General features: G+C 63.4%; 18 protein-coding genes. 10 read left to right on the plus strand and 8 right to left on the minus strand.

Annotated elements, in window-relative coordinates:
- Nucleotides 1-108: 108 nt before the first annotated feature.
- Nucleotides 109-1,338 carry an acyl-CoA dehydrogenase gene (locus DMX11_RS03760; RefSeq protein WP_110743279.1) on the minus strand — a complete coding sequence of 410 codons (1,230 nt, stop codon included), beginning with the start codon at nt 1,336-1,338 and terminating at the stop codon, nt 109-111.
- A gap of 139 nt (nt 1,339-1,477) precedes the next feature.
- Here DMX11_RS03760 and DMX11_RS03765 point away from each other — a divergent pair, with 139 nt between their 5' ends.
- Entirely contained in the window at nt 1,478-2,404 is a 927-nt protein-coding gene (locus DMX11_RS03765; RefSeq protein WP_110743280.1) for a LysR family transcriptional regulator, read from the plus strand.
- 183 nt (nt 2,405-2,587) lie between these two features.
- Nucleotides 2,588-3,742 carry a cysteine desulfurase family protein gene (locus tag DMX11_RS03770; RefSeq protein WP_110743281.1) on the plus strand — a complete coding sequence of 385 codons (1,155 nt, stop codon included), beginning with the start codon at nt 2,588-2,590 and terminating at the stop codon, nt 3,740-3,742.
- A 7-nt stretch (nt 3,743-3,749) separates the two neighbouring features.
- Here the strand turns inward: DMX11_RS03770 and DMX11_RS03775 are convergent, their stop codons facing one another.
- The 3 genes from DMX11_RS03775 to nfsB all read right to left on the minus strand — a co-directional run bounded on the left by DMX11_RS03775 (nt 3,750) and on the right by nfsB (nt 5,469).
- Nucleotides 3,750-4,187 (minus strand): RES family NAD+ phosphorylase, encoded by a 438-nt coding sequence (locus DMX11_RS03775; RefSeq protein WP_110743282.1) that lies wholly within the window; start codon nt 4,185-4,187, stop codon nt 3,750-3,752.
- The gene (locus DMX11_RS03780; RefSeq protein ID WP_110743283.1) at nt 4,184-4,633 is read right to left on the minus strand and encodes an antitoxin Xre/MbcA/ParS toxin-binding domain-containing protein; all 450 of its coding nucleotides are present in this window, start codon (nt 4,631-4,633) and stop codon (nt 4,184-4,186) included. Before DMX11_RS03780 ends, DMX11_RS03775 begins: the two co-directional genes overlap by 4 nt.
- A gap of 182 nt (nt 4,634-4,815) precedes the next feature.
- Complete coding sequence (gene nfsB / locus DMX11_RS03785; RefSeq protein ID WP_110743284.1) at nt 4,816-5,469, minus strand: oxygen-insensitive NAD(P)H nitroreductase; 654 nt, start codon at nt 5,467-5,469, stop codon at nt 4,816-4,818.
- A gap of 101 nt (nt 5,470-5,570) precedes the next feature.
- Between nfsB and DMX11_RS03790 the strand changes: the two genes are divergently transcribed.
- Genes DMX11_RS03790 through DMX11_RS03800 form a run of 3 tightly spaced genes read left to right on the plus strand, consistent with a single transcriptional unit; the run spans nt 5,571 to nt 8,008 of the window.
- On the plus strand, nt 5,571-6,494 hold the full coding sequence (locus DMX11_RS03790; RefSeq protein ID WP_110743285.1) for a LysR family transcriptional regulator: 924 nt from the start codon (nt 5,571-5,573) through the stop codon (nt 6,492-6,494).
- Nucleotides 6,495-6,542: 48 nt separating this feature from the next.
- Nucleotides 6,543-7,373, plus strand: a complete 831-nt coding sequence (locus tag DMX11_RS03795; RefSeq protein WP_110743286.1) for an AraC family transcriptional regulator — start codon at nt 6,543-6,545, stop codon at nt 7,371-7,373.
- Between the two features lie 50 nt (nt 7,374-7,423).
- Nucleotides 7,424-8,008, plus strand: coding sequence for a LysE family translocator (locus DMX11_RS03800; RefSeq protein WP_110743287.1), 585 nt, complete (start codon nt 7,424-7,426; stop codon nt 8,006-8,008).
- A 212-nt stretch (nt 8,009-8,220) separates the two neighbouring features.
- Here DMX11_RS03800 and DMX11_RS03810 read toward each other — a convergent pair whose 3' ends face one another.
- Nucleotides 8,221-9,420: a sugar transporter gene (locus tag DMX11_RS03810; RefSeq protein ID WP_110743288.1), complete on the minus strand. Its 1,200-nt coding sequence runs from the start codon at nt 9,418-9,420 to the stop codon at nt 8,221-8,223.
- Nucleotides 9,421-9,625: 205 nt separating this feature from the next.
- Between DMX11_RS03810 and DMX11_RS03815 the strand changes: the two genes are divergently transcribed.
- Nucleotides 9,626-10,942 carry a hypothetical protein gene (locus DMX11_RS03815; protein ID WP_110743289.1) on the plus strand — a complete coding sequence of 439 codons (1,317 nt, stop codon included), beginning with the start codon at nt 9,626-9,628 and terminating at the stop codon, nt 10,940-10,942.
- Between the two features lie 78 nt (nt 10,943-11,020).
- Here the strand turns inward: DMX11_RS03815 and calA are convergent, their stop codons facing one another.
- The gene (gene calA / locus DMX11_RS03820) at nt 11,021-12,073 is read right to left on the minus strand and encodes a vanillin reductase (protein WP_110743290.1); all 1,053 of its coding nucleotides are present in this window, start codon (nt 12,071-12,073) and stop codon (nt 11,021-11,023) included.
- A 180-nt stretch (nt 12,074-12,253) separates the two neighbouring features.
- On the opposite strand from calA, the gene DMX11_RS03825 reads away from it, so the two are divergent.
- Nucleotides 12,254-13,159, plus strand: a complete 906-nt coding sequence (locus DMX11_RS03825) for an AraC family transcriptional regulator (RefSeq protein ID WP_110743291.1) — start codon at nt 12,254-12,256, stop codon at nt 13,157-13,159.
- Between the two features lie 81 nt (nt 13,160-13,240).
- Here the strand turns inward: DMX11_RS03825 and thpR are convergent, their stop codons facing one another.
- Nucleotides 13,241-13,786: an RNA 2',3'-cyclic phosphodiesterase gene (gene thpR, locus DMX11_RS03830; protein ID WP_110743292.1), complete on the minus strand. Its 546-nt coding sequence runs from the start codon at nt 13,784-13,786 to the stop codon at nt 13,241-13,243.
- A gap of 159 nt (nt 13,787-13,945) precedes the next feature.
- Between thpR and lpxO the strand changes: the two genes are divergently transcribed.
- From lpxO to DMX11_RS03845, 3 genes are all read left to right on the plus strand, one after another.
- Entirely contained in the window at nt 13,946-14,845 is a 900-nt protein-coding gene (gene lpxO, locus DMX11_RS03835; RefSeq protein WP_110743293.1) for a lipid A hydroxylase LpxO, read from the plus strand.
- Nucleotides 14,846-14,951: 106 nt separating this feature from the next.
- Nucleotides 14,952-15,296 carry a carboxymuconolactone decarboxylase family protein gene (locus DMX11_RS03840; protein WP_110743294.1) on the plus strand — a complete coding sequence of 115 codons (345 nt, stop codon included), beginning with the start codon at nt 14,952-14,954 and terminating at the stop codon, nt 15,294-15,296.
- Between the two features lie 78 nt (nt 15,297-15,374).
- Nucleotides 15,375-15,944 (plus strand): GNAT family N-acetyltransferase, encoded by a 570-nt coding sequence (locus DMX11_RS03845; protein WP_110743295.1) that lies wholly within the window; start codon nt 15,375-15,377, stop codon nt 15,942-15,944.
- A 69-nt stretch (nt 15,945-16,013) separates the two neighbouring features.
- On the opposite strand, the gene DMX11_RS03850 is transcribed toward DMX11_RS03845, so the two are convergent.
- A complete protein-coding gene (locus tag DMX11_RS03850; RefSeq protein WP_110743296.1) occupies nt 16,014-16,760 on the minus strand; it encodes an outer membrane beta-barrel protein in 747 nt (248 codons plus the stop codon).
- Nucleotides 16,761-17,118: the final 358 nt, after the last annotated feature.

Raw genomic sequence — 17,118 nt, forward strand, 5'->3', positions numbered from 1 at the left:
GTGGGTGGATAGGGTTAGAAACCTATCACCCACAGGGCGGCCTCAAGCGCTTGGAACAGAGAATCAGAAGCCTCCTACAAGTTATCCCGAACTTGCGGTAGCAACCCGCTATCGCCCGCTACGCAGCAAGTCCACCGGCACATACTTGCCAATCTCATACTTGCCAATTGCAGCCCGGTGCACTTCATCCGGCCCGTCGGCCAAGCGCAGGGTGCGCTGCATGGCATACATGTAGGCCAGCGGGAAATCGCCGCTCACCCCTGCCCCGCCATGCATCTGGATCGCCCGGTCGATTACCTGCAAAGCCACGTTCGGCGCCACCACCTTGATTTGCGCAATTTCGCTGCGTGCCACCTTGTTGCCGACGGTGTCCATCATGTAAGCCGCTTTCAGCGTCAACAGCCGGGCCATGTCGATTTCCATCCGCGAGTCGGCGATCTTGTCGATGTTGCCGCCCAGGCGTGCCAGTGGCCGGCCGAACGCCGTGCGCTCAACCGAGCGCTTGCACATCAATTCCAGCGCACGCTCGGCCATGCCGATCGAACGCATGCAGTGGTGGATACGCCCCGGGCCCAGGCGCCCCTGCGCGATCTCGAAACCACGGCCCTCGCCGAGAATCACGTTTTCATAGGGCACCCGCACGTTTTCGAACAGCACTTCAGCATGGCCATGCGGCGCATCGTCGTAGCCGAATACCGGCAACGGGCGGACGATCTTCACGCCCGGCGCATCGGTGGGCACCAGGACCATCGAGTGCTGCTGGTGGCGTGGCCCTTCAGGGTCGGACAGGCCCATGAAGATCATGACCTTGCAGCGTGGGTCGCACGCGCCGGAGGTCCACCACTTGCGGCCATTGATGACCCATTCGTCACCGTCACGCACGGCTGTGGCGGCCATGTTGGTAGCGTCCGAGGAGGCTACGTCCGGCTCGGTCATGGCGAATGCCGACCGGATCTCCCCACGCAGCAGCGGCTCCAGCCACTGGCGTTTCTGCGCCTCGCTGCCATAACGCACCAGCACTTCCATGTTGCCGGTATCCGGCGCCGAGCAGTTGAACGGCTCTGGCCCGAGCAACGAGCGGCCCATGATTTCTGCCAGTGGGGCGTACTCCAGGTTGCTGAGGCCAGCGCCGTATTCCGACTCGGGCAGAAACAGATTCCACAGCCCTTCGGCGCGGGCCTTGGCCTTGAGCGCTTCCATGATTGCAGTTGGCTGCCAGCGGTCGCCCTCGGCAACCTGGCGTTCGAACACCGCCTCGGCGGGGTAGACGTAGGTGTCCATGAACGCTGTGACGCGCTCGCGCAGTGCCTGGACCTTGGGCGAATAGGCGAAATCCATCGGGGCTACCTTCACGGTTCGGAGTACATGGCCAGAGCCTAGAGCAGCATGGCCCCATCCACCTAGTCTATTTTCCGCGTGTATAAACATTCATAACCGATATATGATCGGCTGATAATTCCAACAAAGAGCGGCGCCCATGAACCTCAGCAAGGTCGACCTCAACCTGTTCATCGTGTTCGATGCGATCTACACCGAAGCCAACCTGACCCGCGCCGGGCAGATCGTCGGCATCACCCAGCCAGCAGTGTCCAACGCCCTGTCGCGGCTGCGCGAAACCTTCAACGACCCGCTGTTCGTCCGCACTGCGCAAGGCATGGTGCCCACGCCCATGGCGCAGAACATCATCGGCCCGGTGCGCAACGCCCTGGCGCTGCTGCGCACTTCGGTCCAGGAAAGCCGCATCTTCAACCCGCAACAGGCGAACAAGACCTTCCGCATCAGCATGACCGACCTGACCGAGGCGGTAATCCTGCCGCCACTGTTCCAGCGCCTGCGCCGCATGGCCCCAGCGGTGTTGATCGAAAGCTTTCTGTGCAAGCGCCGCGAGACCACCAAGGAACTCGCTGCTGGCCGCCTGGACTTCGCCATCGACGCCCCCTTGAACACCGACCCGCAAGTACGTCACGTCAAACTGATGCAGGACCGTTACGTGTGTGCCTTGCGCCAGGGTCACCCGCTGGCCGACAGCAAGCTGACCCTCGACAGCTACCTGGGCATGACCCATATCCATATTTCCAGCCGCCGCAACGGCCTGGGCTATGTCGACCTGGCGTTGGGCAAGATGGGCGTGCAGCGCAAGGTAGCCCTGCGGTCGCAACACTACCTGATGGCTTCGCAGGTGTTGCAGCAGACTGACATGGCGATGACTGTGCCCGAGCGATTCGCCCGCCGTCATCAACTGCGTTACCACCCCCTGCCGGTGGAAGTGCCCGCGCTGGAAACCCACCTGTATTGGCATGAAAGTACCGACCAGGACCCGGCCAACCGCTGGATGCGCGAGCAGATCACCGAGTTGTGCGAGCGTGTGGTGGCCGATGAAGAAAGGGCTGTAGCGCCAGCCTGATCAGGTCAGCGAGGGGCTGCTTGCATGCCCTGCATCAGAGCGAGAAAATATTTCTATCTAAATCACTCACTTTAGAAATATTTTTCGCAGAATCACGGCTCAGAGCTGCTGTAAGTGAAAAATATCTCTCAAACCGCGGGTACGCTGATTGCATCGATCGCCGACTGACATGGACCCGCCCCAATGCCTAGCGCCCCGCTCTACTTCGACTACGCCGCCACTACCCCGGTCGACGACCGGGTCATCGAGACCATGCTCGCCTGCCTTGGCAGCCAGGCCAACTTCGGCAACCCGGCATCCAGCGGCCATGCCTTCGGCCAGGCGGCCCGCGATGCAGTGGAGCATGCCCGCCAGCAAGTGGCCGACCGCGTCGGTGCACAAGCTGCGGACCTGGTGTGGACGTCTGGCGCGACCGAGTCGAACAATCTGGCGCTCAAGGGCATTGCCCAAGGCGTCGGCCAGCCCGGGCACCTGATCACCAGCCAGCTGGAACACAAGGCAGTGCTCGACACCGTGGCCGAACTTCAGCGCCAGGGCTGGGCCGTTACCCGCCTGGCACCGGATGCCGCCGGCCTGATCCAGCCAGCTGCCGTACAAGCAGCGTTGCGCGCCGACACCCGCCTGGTATCGTTGATGGCGGTCAATAACGAACTGGGCACAGTCACCGATTTTGCCGCGATTGGCGAAAGCGTTCGCGCTCATGGCGCCCTGCTGCATGTGGATGCGGCGCAAGCCGTTGGCAAGCTGGCGATCGACCTCAGCGCCATGGCTGTGGACCTGATGTCGTTCTCGGCACACAAGGTGTACGGGCCCAAGGGTATCGGTGCGCTCTATGTGGGGCCACGCGCCCGCGCCTTGATGCGTGCGCAGATACACGGCGGTGGCCATGAACAGGGCCTGCGCTCAGGCACCCTGGCAACCCACCAGATCGCCGGTATGGGCAGCGCCTTCGCCCTGGCCGGTCAACCCGGCGACAGCGAGCACCTGCGCCTTGCGCAATTGGCCCAGCGCCTGCGCGAAGGCCTGCTGGCATTACCCGGCGTCACCCTCAATGGCTGCGCTACGCAGCGCATTCCCCATACCCTCAACCTGCGCATCGCCCACACCGGCTTCAACAGTGCAGCGCTGGCCAGCGAGCTGGCGTTGTCGACCACCTCGGCGTGTAACTCGGCAAGCAATGCAGCGTCGCATGTGCTGCTGGCGCTGGGGCTGGATGAGCACCAGGCACGCAACAGCCTACGCTTGAGCATCGGCCGCTTCAGCACCGACGCCGAAGTAGAAAAGGCGCTTGAAGTGTTCGCCCGGGTGCTGGCAGCGGCATCGGCAGCACTGTGGTAGACACGCGTCAGAACAAGCGGCTGTCGGGGGTGAAGTCCTCGACCTGGATCGTCGCGCTCTGCGCCTGCGGGTGCCGGGGGTTGAACAGGTAATTGGTGGTACTGGGCATGATCGCGCTCGGTACTGGCAACAGCAACGCTGAACAGTCGTCCAGAAAGCGGTTGCCCAGGGCGCGGGTCAGCTCGGTATGCCCAGACCAGCCAGGCTGCAAGGCAGGCAGCTGCGCTTGCGTAACGGTGTCGGGCAACTCGATGCGGATCAAGCGCATGGTGGTGGGGAAATCCTCGGGGTCGATCTCCAGGTGCACCAGCACCTCGAGCATGGCCCCCGACGGGCTGGTGGCGGCATACACAACCGGCCGCCCCGCCTGGTGCCAGCGACCACTGACACGCAAGCCGCCGGTACCGCTCAAGTCTGCATAAGCGCTGATGCGCCATAGAATCACAGACCAAAACCCTCGGCGATCTGCAACAGCATCTCTTCGACTTGGGTGGTGCCTTGCTGGGTGGTGAGCATCTGCATCGGCGTCAGCCCCGAGAAGCGCTCCTTGGGCTTGGACAACCAGCGCTTGGCCTTGCCCGCTTCGCCGAACACGGCCTCGGCCATGGCGGTGATATGCGCCGAGCGGAACAGCCGATCGCTTTCTTCCACGGTAAGCGGTTGGTCGCGTTCGATGCGGGTTTTCAGGGTACGCAACGGAATGATCTGGTCACGCTCCACGGGGGTGAACACCCCACGCTCGGTCAGTGTCACCAGCCAAGTGGCTGCGAAACCATGGGTAATGCGGGTGTGGATTTCAAAGTCACTGGCGAATTCGGGGATTTCCAGCAGCGCCTCGAGGCGCGCCCGGTACGCATGGTAACCGTTGTCGCGAAGCACTTCGGCAAGCATGGCAAGGTCCTCATTCGGCGTTTGCCGACAAGTATGCGGCATATGCCGGAGCAATGCCAGCCTGGGACCAGGCACTGCTCCGCGCTCGACGAGGGGAATGCCTCAGCATTGCACAACCTGGGCGGCGTTGGGACGCGCTGGCCAAGGCCGCGCCCCTCGCCTGGCGATGCGGCCCCAGGAACTCACAGGAAGGTGAATACCTGCGTAGCAGGCAACCGCGATTTGCTCAGGCCCGCATTGAAATCGCTCTCACTGCGATACCCCAGGCTGAGCATCACCACGCTGGTGAACCCACGCTCGCGCAACCCCAGTTCTGCGTCCAGAAGCTTACTGTCAAAACCTTCGATCGGCGTGGCATCCAGCCCGTGCGCTGCCGCACCCAGCAAGGCCGTACCCAACGCCAGATAAGTCTGCTTCTCCATCCAGTGCTGCACGTCCTTGTAGTCGAAACGGTGCAGGTCCACATAATGGCGACGGCTCTGATTCTGCGCCGCACGCCCCTGCTCGTCACGGAAACGCCCGTCGGCAGCCTCTTGGTCGAGCACGCTGTTCAGGTGCGCTTCAGTCATCTCGGTGCGGCTGCAAAACACAATCACATGCGAGGCGTCGAGAATCTTCGGGGTGTTGTAGGCATAGCGTTCGGCTGTGCTCTTGGCCAGGCGGGCCTTCCCTTCAGCGCTGTCGGCAACAATGAAGTGCCATGGCTGGGAGTTGACCGAAGACGGGCTGTGGCGCAGTTGTTCAAGCAGGGCATCGACAGTGGCCTGAGGAATACGGCGCGAGGCATCGTAGGCTTTGGTGGTGTAGCGGCGCTTGGCCAGCGAGACGGTATCCATGCAACAGCTCCGGTGTGAACGTGGTTTGCCTGGCATCTTATATTTCCCTACTAAAAGAAAAAGTGGGAATATTCAGCAACACTTTCATCCCTGGAGTGAAAATGCTGCGCGTCACCGACCTGCAACTGTTTGCCCGCAGCAGCGTGCTGGGCAGTTTCACTGCCGCCGCCCACGAAGCCGGCCTGCTGCCTGGCCAGGTGGCCGCTGCAATCAAGCGCCTGGAGCGCGACCTGGATGTGCGCCTGTTTGCCCGCACTACCCGCAGCCTGCGCCTCACCGCCGAGGGCGAGCGCTACCTGCCCACCGCGCTGAATGTGCTGGAAAGCCTGCGCCAAGGCCACGAGGACCTGCACGGCACCCCCAACACCCTGCGCGGCACCCTGCAGGTTTCGGCGCCGTCCGACATGGGTCGCAATATGCTGCTGCCGTGGCTGAGTGCCTTTCGCCGTGAGCACCCGGCGTTGCAGCTGCGCTTCTTCCTCTCCGACCAGATTGCCGACCTCAACCGCGACCCAGTGGATGTGGCCATCCGCTATGGCCTCAACCAGGACGCCAACTACATTGCCCTGCCGCTGGCCGCCTGGAACCGCCGTGTGCTGGTCGCCTCACCCGATTACCTGGCCCGCCATGGTCGCCCGTCTAACCCCGACGCCCTGCAGCAACATGCCTGCCTGCTGTACATGCAGCACAACCGGGTGTACGACAAATGGCAGCTGGGCAACCGCACCGTGCACGTGCACGGGCCACTGGTGAGCGACGATGCCGACGTCATCCGCCGCCTGGCCATTCAAGGCGAGGGCATCGTGTATAAATCGTGGCTGGATGTGAGCGCCAACATTGCCGCCGGAGAATTGGAAATCGTCTTGCCCGAACTCCTCGGCGAAGCGACCCCGGTCACCCTGGTCTGCCCACACCGCAAGCAACTCACGCCTGCGGTGACGCAATTGCACCGCTGGCTGCGCGAGCGCTTCGACCAGCTGCGTGACCGGGCACTGACCAACGGCTGCACAATCGTTCCAGACTGAACAGGCCGGGTACGCTAAGGTAGCCCTTTACCCCCAAGGCACACCTTCATGAGCAATTGGATCGACTTCAAGCAAGATGCCGACACCGGCATCGAGTCGGTCCGTGCGCATTTTGTCGGGCATGCCTACGACCCGCACTGGCACGACAGCTTCCTGGTCGGCGTGACCGAGCAGGGCGTGCAGCAGTTCAACTGTCGCCGGGTGCGCCACCGCAGTACCCCCGGGCAGGTGTTCCTGCTTGAGCCCGGCGACATCCACGACGGCTTGGCCCCCACCGACGAAGGCTTCACCTATTCGACGCTGTACCTGGAGCCGGCCTGGCTCGACCAGCAACTGCGGGCGCTGTTCGAGCAAGCACCAGGCAACAGCCTGCCCAGCTTTGCCGATACCCTGTGCCAGGATGACCGCCTGGCCCGGGCCACCGCCCTCGCCTTCCGCGCCGTGCACGACCGGGACTTGCGTATCGTCCGGCAAACCGCCACCGATGACCTGCTGGCCTGCCTGACCCGCCACCTGCACTGGCGCCGGCGCGTCAACCCCGACCCGCGCCTGCCGCTGACCGCGCAGCGCGCGCGGGACTACCTGCACGCCAACCTGGAACGCGACATCGGCCTGGAGGACCTGGCGCAAGCCTGCGGCATCGACCGTTTTCGCCTCACCCGTGCATTCAAGGCCGCGTTCGGCATTGCACCGCATGCCTACCTGATCCAGTTGCGCCTGGCCCGTGCGCGGCGTCTGCTTGCCCAGGGCCAGACGCCTGCCGAAGTGGCCGTGGCCTTGGGCTTTGCCGACCAAAGTCACTTGGGCCGCTGGTTCCGTCGCGCCTACCAGTTGACCCCAGCGGACTACCGCAGGCGCTGCTCAAACCTTCCAGACTGAGTGCCTGCAAGCCGCGAGCATGGTGCTTCGATTTCTCGGAGTGCTTGACCATGTCGCAGTCGTTGTTGCCCTTCATCCTGTTTGCTTTGGTGTCCAGTATCAGCCCGGGGCCGACCAACCTGTTGATCCTGGCCCATGGCGCCCGACTGGGCCTGCGTGCCAGCCTGGCGCCGATCCTGGCGGCCTGTGGCGCGGCGGCGACGATCGTTTTGCTGGTCGGGCTGGGGCTGGGCGAGCTGTTGTTGCGTCACCCGCTGGCGCAACAGCTGATGAGCTGGGCCGGGGTGCTGTGGCTGAGCTGGCTGGCGTGGAAGATGCTGCGCAGTGCCGCTGCACCGCTGCGGGAAGGCAATGGGCAAGGCTTCAGCGCATTCAGCGCCGCCTCGCTGCAGGTGGTGAACCCCAAGGTGTGGTTGATGGCTGTGGCGGTGGTCGGGGTATTCGCCGCACCCTCGTTGCCGGTGTGGATGCTGGCGCTGGTGTTCTGGCTTATCGCTCTGCCCTGCATGACGGCGTGGGCGATGCTGGGGGTGGGAAGTACGCGCTGGTTGCAGGCGCCGCAGCGGTTGCGGGTGTTCAATCAGGTGTTGGCGGGGATTTTGTTGGTTTCTGCCTGGGCCGCCGTGCTGGCTTGAGCCCTCGGCTGCAAGCTAAGCGAGACCTGTCGGAGCAACTGTCTTGGTCAATTTCCAGGATCTTGCGCGCCCCCCATGGGAGCGGCTTCAGCCGCGAACACCGGCGGAGCCGGTGCCATGCACCGTGTTGGATGCTTCGCGGGACAAGCCCGCCCCCCACAGGTACCCCGCAGGCTCGAGGCCGCAGCCAGAAAGTGCGCCTGGGCTCGAGGTCAGTGCGACAGCGCCTCACGAAAGCGACGGGTACTGGCCACAGCCAGCAGCAACCCGACCACCGCCACGCCACCGCCCACCAGCCCGATGTTCGCCACGTTCATCTGGCTGCTGACAATGCTGCCCAGCAACGCACCACCACCAATGCCGATGTTGTAGATGCCGGAGAACAGCGCCATGGCCACGTCGGTAGCGTCGGACGCCAGTTTCAGCGTCTTCGACTGCAACGACAGGCTGAAACTGAGTATCGCCACACCCCAGAACATGCTCAGCACAGCGAACACATAGAAGTTGCCCGACAGCGGCAACAGCAGCAACAGGCATGCCGCCAGCACACCGATCGAGCCCACCAGGAAGCCATGCGGGAAGCGGTCGCTGTAGCGGCTGAACAGCAGCGAACCAAACACCCCGGCACCCCCGAACAGCAACAGCAGCAACGTGGTGCGGTCACCGCCAATTTGCGCTACGTGCAGGGCGAACGGCTCGATGTAGCTGTACGCGGTGAACTGCGCGGTAATCACCAGCGTCACCAGCACATAGGTAATGACCAGCGCCGGGCGCTTGAACAGGATCGGCAAGCTGCGCAACGAACCGGAGTTCTGGCTGGGCAGCAGCGGCAGCGACCTCATCAGGCACAGCATGGTGGCCAACGCCACCCCGGCTATGCTCAGGAAAGTGATACGCCAGCCCAGTGCCTCGCCCACCACACGGCCCAGCGGGATGCCCAGGACCATGGCCAGGGTAGTACCGGTGGCCAGCAGGCCCAGCGCCTTGGCCTGCTGGCCTGGCGGCGCAACGCGCACCGCCAGCGACGCAGTGATGGCCCAGAACACCGCATGCGCCAGGGCAATGCCGATACGGCTGACCAGCAGCATGGCAAAGCTCTGCGACAGCCACGACAACATGTGACTGACGATGAACACCAAAAACACGAACAGCAACAGACGCCGCCGTTCGATGTTACGCGTCAGCAGCATCATCGGCAGCGAGGCCAACGCCACCACCCAGGCATAGATGGTCAGCATCAGGCCGACCTGGGCGGTACTCATGTCGAAGCTGCGGCCAATGTCGCTGAGCAACGCCACCGGGACGAACTCGGTGGTGTTGAAGATGAAGGCAGCCAGGGCCAGGGCAATGACGCTCAGCCAGCTGCCGCTGCCCGTCGCCGGCGGCAGGTGGGTGGGGATGGGTCCGTTCATGGGTGAAAAAAGCTTCTCCGCAGACAAAGCGACAAATCGCACGCCAGCCGCCCATTTGCGGGGCTGCCAACGTACGCTTTGTTATAAATAGGAATGCCCGGCATGGTACGCGTCAAGCCGGGGCCTCACAACCGCAACTCGGGCAGAAGGGGTACCATGCGCGTTTTGTGTGAAACGCGTGTGCAACAAGGAGCCCGATCCGCTCATGGACAAGCCGCACCCCCAGCAGCAGTGGCAACAGGCGGTCACCGCCTACGCCCTGGCCGTCAACGACTATGTCGCACAGGGCCGTACGCAAGGCTGGGACAACCTTGCAGAACCTCAGGTGCCAGAAACCGAGCACCTGCTCGAAGCCTGGCTGGCAGCCCTGCAGGAAGCCAACCGCGCTGGCGTCGATGAGCAACAGCGCCTGGCCTTTCGCGAAGCCTGGCCACCGGCTCACCACCCTCTGCTGCCGTTGCTCGATGAACACGGCCAGGGCATCGGCAATGTCCTGCTGCTGGACGACGGCAGCCTGATGGCCCGCATTGGCATGCCTTACGACAAAGGCCAGGTGGTACGTATCGATCGCCACGGGGTGACCCCGGTAATCGGCATCGAGCACTTCGGCCGCTGCCCGGCCCGCCGCTACTTTGCCCTGGCCAATGCCGAGGGCGTGCGCGTGACCGATGGCTGGGGGGGCCCGCAAGTGCAGCGCCTGGGTTGGCCGACAGGGTTGGAGGGGTTGCCGGCCGGTTACCCGTTCGAACCGTTCGACCTGCCACCCACCCCGACCGCACTCATTCCCTTTCCGGATGGCCAGCGCGTGCTGCTGGTGAGTGCCCAAGGCATCTTCGTGTTGGCCAGCGCGGGGGCAACACGCCTGCTGCCGCACCAGGCACGGGTACTCGACGCATTGGCTGAAGGCACCGAGCCGGAAGACGTCAGCCTGGGGCTGAGCATGGAGCATGGCAGGGTGTCGGCAGATGGCCGCTTGATCGTGGTCGGCGAGCAAGGCAGCCGCCACCTGGTGCTGGACGACCAGCTCCGACTTGTGGCAGAGGTCGGCCCCGGCAGCGAATACCCGCACTTTGCGCTGTTCAACCGTGCCGGTGACCAGGTGATTCTCAATGCCTGCCACTTCTACAGCGGTGCCACGCTGGCGGTCCGGGTGGTCGATCTGCCCGGGTTGAAAACCGACTACTACAGCCAGGATCCGCGGACCCCGCTGGTGCAGGATGGCGCCCGGGTGTATGCCGGGGTAGCGCGCGCTGGCGAGTACATCGTGGGCGATGCCTATGGCTACCTGCGGGCCTTTGGCGAAGATGGCAAGGAGCATTGGCAGCACTACCTGGGGTCGACCATCAGTGCCATGGACATCAGTGCCGACGGGCACACGCTGGTGGCAGCGAGCCATGCGGGAATTGTGTCAGTGATCGCCCTGGACAGCGGACGGCCTGCGTGGCAGATCGGGACCGGGGCGCACGGCGAGGTGCGCCGCTGGCTGTTCTGGAAGGGCTGGGACAAGGCACTGGCCTGGTGACAGGTTGGGCATTCACATTGCCCCACCGGCCTCTTCGCGGGCTGGCCCGCGCCAGGGCCAGCCCAGGCAACCGACCGATCAGCCCTGCAAAGTAGCCATGTCGATCACGAACCGGTACTTCACATCCCCGGCAATCATGCGCTCATAGGCCTGGTTGATGTTGCGGATATCCAGCATCTCGATATCGCAACGAATGTCGTGCGCTGCACAGAAATCCAGTACTTCCTGGGTTTCGGCAATACCGCCGATCAACGATCCCGCCAGCACCCGGCGCTTCAATACCAGGTTGGCCGCATGCACTGCCGGGTCGATCGGTTCGATCAGGCCGACCAGGATGTGCACGCCATCGAACTTCAGGGTTTCCAGGTACGGGTTGAGGTCGTGTTGGACCGGAATGGTGTCGAGCAGGAAATCGAAACGGTCGGCCGCAGCACGCATCTGCTCGGCATCGGTGGACACGATCACATGGTCGGCACCCTGGCGCCGGGCTTCCTCGGCCTTGGCCTGGGAGCGGGTGAACAGGGTCACTTCCGCGCCCAGCGCCTTGGCCAGTTTGATGCCCATGTGGCCGAGGCCGCCCATGCCAAGGATGCCGACCTTGTGGCCAGGGCCAATGCCGTGATGCTTGAGCGGCGAATAGGTGGTGATGCCGGCACACAGGATTGGCGCAGCGCTGGGCAGGTCCATGCCGGCCGGTATGCGCACCACGAAGTGCTCGCTGACCACGATACTGCTGGAGTAACCGCCCATGGTATTGCTGCCATCCACGCGGTCCGGGGTGGCATAGGTCATGGTCGGGCCTTCCAGGCAGTATTGCTCCAGGTCCTTGGCGCACGCCTCACAGTGGCGGCAGGAGTCGACCATGCAGCCAACGCCCACCAGGTCACCGACCTTGTGCGCGGTAACCTTGTCGCCTGTGGCGGTGACGCGGCCGATGATCTCGTGGCCAGGCATCAGCGGGTACACCGCAATGCCCCATTCATTGCGCGCCTGGTGGATGTCGGAGTGGCACACACCGCAGTACAGGATCTCGATGGCGACATCGTCCGGGCGCGGGCTGCGGCGCTCGAAGGTCATGGGGGCCAGAGGGCTGGTCGGGGTTTGGGCGGCGTAACCGATGGCGGTGTACATGCAGGACCTCGCAGTAAAGTGAAACGATTCAGGCGACGCATTTTGCCCGCCGTTCAACGCTACGCCCACAGCGGATTCTCCGGCATGCATGCCTGATTCTCCGAACATGCCTTCCCCATCTGACGCCACGCCTTCAATCTGCGATGATTAAGCTGTCTGATTCTCTGCCCGTGGTGTTCCATGCAACTGACCCGCCATGTCGATGCCAATGCGCCGCTTTGCGCGCTGATCCGAAGCCTCGCCAGCCGCCCCGGCTTCGTCCCGACGCACCTGCCCCAGGTGCAGGTGTTGAGCTGGGACCACTATGTGGCCAGCAGCCCACAAATCTACGAACCCAGCCTGATGATCCTGGCCCAGGGCAGCAAGCTGGCACGCCTGGGGCCACGGACCCTGGAATATGGTGCCGGGCATTACCTGGTGCAGGCGCTGTCGGTACCGTTCATGTGCGAAACCTTCGCTACCCGCGAGGCGCCGCTGTTGGGCGTGGCGGTGGATATCGACCGTGGCGTGCTGGGTGAACTGGTGCAGGAGATGGACCTGGCGCCGGACCCGGCAGTCCAGGCGCAAACCCCGCAATCGATGACCTCGGCGGCGCTGGATGCACCGATGCGCGAGAGCGTGGAACGGTTATTACGCTGCCTGCATGACCCGATGGACGCCAAGGTGTTGGGGCCGGCGCGGGTGCGCGAGGTGCTGTACACCGCCTTGCGTGGCCCACAAGCCGGCGTGTTGCGGGCGTTGGTGGAGCAACAGGGGCACTTCGCCCGCATCGCTGCTGCCCTCGCCCACGTGCGCGAGCATTACAGCGAGCCACTGAGTGTGGAAACGCTGGCCGCGCGCGCCAACATGAGCGTTTCAACGTTCCACGAGCACTTCAAGCGCTGCACCGACATGGCGCCGATGCAGTACCTCAAGCGCCTGCGATTGCTGAAGGCGCAGCAGATGCTGATCGGCGAAGGCTTGGGTGTCGCCCAGACGGCGCACCGGGTGGGCTACCAGAGCACGTCGCAGTTCAGCCGCGAGTACAAGCGCCAGTTCGAGCGCAGCCCTGGAGATGAACTGCCGTACCAGAGCTTGCCGGTTTGACACATGCCCCGATCGGCGTCGCTTACCTCGCGCCGTGACACCTCAACCACGCCTGGCAGGGCAGCGAAATCGCCACCGGGGTCAGCCTGCAAGCGGCCACTGCGCTACCGGCCAGTAAGCGCCCTTGCGCGATTCATACAGCGTGAAATGACGGGCGCCGAGGAAAAACGCTGGCGCACTGCTGGCCTCTGGCGGCTGGCCGCGGTAATCCCTGGACAGCGTCAGGTGCGGGCGATATTCGCGGCTGGCCGCCTCCACCCCCAGCGGCAGCAACGCCTGCTGCAGGGCGTACACCAGTTGCAAAAGGGCCGGTGGAATTTGCTGCGCCTCCAGTACCAAGGCATTGGCCCGCTGCCACACCTGCAAGCGGTCGAGCAGCAACCGTGGCGCCGCTCCCGACAGCGTCAACTGGTCGACCGCCGCGCAAATGGCTGGCACCTGAGCGGCATCCACATCGCCAAGGAACAGCAGCGTGACATGGAAGTTGGCGGCCGGCACCGGCTTGCCACTGCGCAAGTTCAGCTCCCGCCGCCACTGGGCCAGGGCCCGGCGCTGGGTATCGCTGACCGGCAGGGCGAAGAACAGTCGCTTGAAGGGGCTGCCACTGGGACGGATATCCTGAACCATACAAACTCCTGAACATGAAACGATTGCGCACGACTGTAGGGCATTACACCAATGTCGCCCCGTCGTTTCATAACAATCAGTACAAACTACCCCGATGATTGTTTATGCTGGCGGGCTTATGCCATGACGCATGGCTATTTTTTCGACAAGTAAACGTCCATGAAAATTGCACTCGTACTCATCTTCGCTCTCTCGATCGCCTATGTTCACCTGCGCGGTCGTGTTCGCCACAAGCTGACTCGCCAGCTGGGCGACCATTCCAGTTTCCTGGCACCGGTCAACAGCTTCCTGTACCTGTTCTCCAGGCACCCGGCCAAGCCTTACCTGCCGGTCGAGGCCTTCCCAGAACTGAAACCGCTGCAGGACCACTGGCAGGAAATCCGCGAGGAAGGCCGCCAGTTGCTGCAGGTGGGCGAAATCAAGAAGTCCGACAATTATGATGACGTTGGCTTCAACTCGTTCTTCAAGACCGGATGGAAGCGCTTTTACCTGAAGTGGTACGGCGAAAGCCACCCGTCGGCAATGGCCCTGTGCCCACGCACCACCGAACTGCTGCAAGGCATCGGCACGGTCAAGGCAGCCATGTTCGCCACCCTGCCACCGGGCGCCAAGCTGGTGCGCCACCGTGACCCGTATGCGGGCTCATACCGCTACCACCTGGGCCTGGACACGCCGAACGATGACGGTTGCTACATCAACGTGGACGGCGAGAAATATTCGTGGCGTGATGGCGAAGGTGTGATCTTCGACGAAACCTATATCCACTACGCGGCCAACAATACCGAGCACAACCGCATCATCCTGTTCTGCGATGTCGAGCGCCCGCTCAAGTACCGCTGGGCAACCGCGTTCAACCGCTGGTTCAGCCGCAACGTCATGGCCGCTGCCGCCGCGCCCAACACGGCTGGCGACAAGACTGGCGGGATCAACCGCCTGTTCACCCGCATCTACAAGATCCGCGAACGCGGCAAGGCGCTGAAGAAACGCAACCGCATGCGCTACTACCTGGAGAAGTGGGCCGTGGTTGCTGCGTTGGTACTGGTGTTCATCTACATCTGATGGCTGGGCGCAATTGCCATGCGCTCCGCCCAAAGTACAAGCCTCACACCTGCCACTCTTCGACTAGCCTGAAAGCTCCACTCGCAACCACCCCAAGGTGAAGACGATGAGCATGATGGACTGGGACGCCTACCGTAAGCAGTTGATGGCCGGCATCGGCGATCTCAAGCAGCTGTCACCCGACACCGTGGCCGGCTACATGACCGCCAGCGGTGCCGGGGCCAAAACCAACCATCTGGACGCGAAGACCCGCGAGCTGATCTCCCTGGCCGTGGCCGTTACCACCCGCTGCGATGGCTGCATCGCCGTGCATTCGCAACAGGCGGTCAAGCAGGGTGCCAGCCGTGAGGAAATTGCCGAGGCCCTCGGCGTGGCCGTGGCGATGAACGCCGGAGCCGCGCTGGTCTATTCGGCACGGGCCATGGATGCAGTGGGCAAGGCCAACGGCTGAGCCCGAACGGCGCCGCCGCCCTTGCGCGACGGCGCCGTGCCCCGCAGACTGGGCGGCTTAGCCCGCGCAGGAACCCGCATGATCCACATCCGCCCCATGACGGCCGAAGACTTCGAACGCTTCTGGCCCACCTTTCAGGCCATTGTCCAGGGCCGTGAAACCTATGCTTTCGACCCGGCCCTGGGCTTTGAACAGGCCCGCTCGCTATGGCTAGAGTTGCCCTTGCACACGCTGCTGGCCGAAGAAGATGGCCAACTGTTGGGGTCGTACTACCTCAAGGCCAATGCCGCCGGGCCCGGCGCACACGTGGGCAATTGCGGCTACATGGTCTGCGAGCAGGCACGCGGTCGCGGCGTGGCCCGGCTGATGTGCGAGCACTCGCAGAAACTGGCGCGCCAGGAGGGTTTCCTGGCGTTGCAGTTCAACTCGGTAGTGGCGACCAATGAAGTGGCGGTGGCGCTGTGGCACAAACTGGGTTTCGAAACCGTCGGCCGCTTGCCCAAGGCCTACCGCCATGCCCGCCTGGGGCTGGTGGATTGCCTGGTGATGTACAAGTGGCTGGCCGATGAGCCGGTGGTGGAGAAGCCGCCGCTGCTGATCGGGCGCAAAAATATCGAGGCGCGGGTGTCGCGCCGGCGCGGGCGCTGACCCTCGTGTGCACGTCCGGCCGGTTCGCGGGTTAACCGCGACCAGGCCGGACTCGCTAACCACTCGACTTCAGAAAGCCAGGCCCACCTTCACACCGAACTCGTCACGCTTGAGCTTGGTGTTGTCCGCTACCGGGGTATCCTCGTCCAGCTTGTATTCGGTGCGGGTGTAGTAGACCCCAGCCTGCACTGGCAAACCGCCCTGCTGGTTCATCAGCAAGGTCACCTCGGCATACGGGTTGGTGCGGTCCTTCAGGTCGACAGTGTCGCTGCCAAAATCATCCACCTTCAACCGTGCTCGGCCATCGAGGGTGTGGCGCGCGCCCACTTCCACACGCAAGGTCGATGCGTCGAACTGATGGTTGTAGCCCAGCGCCGCCTTGGCAAAGGGCGACTTCACCGTGAGCTTGGTATCCAGGTCGTTGAGTTCCGGCTCGAAACGCGACCAGCCGTAGCCGCCCCCCACGGTCACATCGACAAAGTTGCGAGCGTCCAGCGCCGCGCGCCAGCCCAGGTCGAGGTCGGCCTGGGCTTCCTTGAGCTTGTTGTCGTTCTTCTTGCCGAACTTGGCTTCGGCACCAAGCTGGTAGATGAAGCCAGACTCAGCGGTCATCTTGTTGCCAAAGGTGGCGAACACACCGCCCTGCCCCAGGTGCTCCTTGTCGGTTTCACTGCCGCCTTCGAACTTGAACTTGTCGTAGGCACCGGACAGGCCGAGGGTAAACAGCGGGTCGGTGCTGGGCGCGGCCACGGCCGCCAGTGGCGAGGCGATCAGGGCGAGCAGGCAAGTGTGACGTAGCAGATGACGAGCAGGCATGCGTAAAGTCTCCATGACTTGTTAACGAAATACGATCGTGCAGTTCGAAACGACCGCGTCCGCAAAAGTTCGAAAAAAAGTCAGTAAAAACGCGCAACTTCTTGTATTCATGCGAAATCGCTGTGCGCCAACATTTGACGCCCCAGCATTTCAGTGGTCATATGCGCCCCAGTTTCAGGTGTCCTGCGCCGCCGCGCGCAGGGTGAAACGGGAAGCCGGTGCGTCGTGTTAGATCGTGTCCCGGGAAGTGGTGTAACTGAACCAGCCGAAGGCGCCCTGCAGGCGAAAGAGGATGGTCATCGTGGTTCTTGGCTAACGTTGAGTTTGCGAAGACCAAACACTCACCAGAGAAACCACG

This window comes from Pseudomonas sp. LB-090624 (genome assembly GCF_003205205.1).
In the GTDB taxonomy this organism is placed as follows: domain Bacteria; phylum Pseudomonadota; class Gammaproteobacteria; order Pseudomonadales; family Pseudomonadaceae; genus Aquipseudomonas.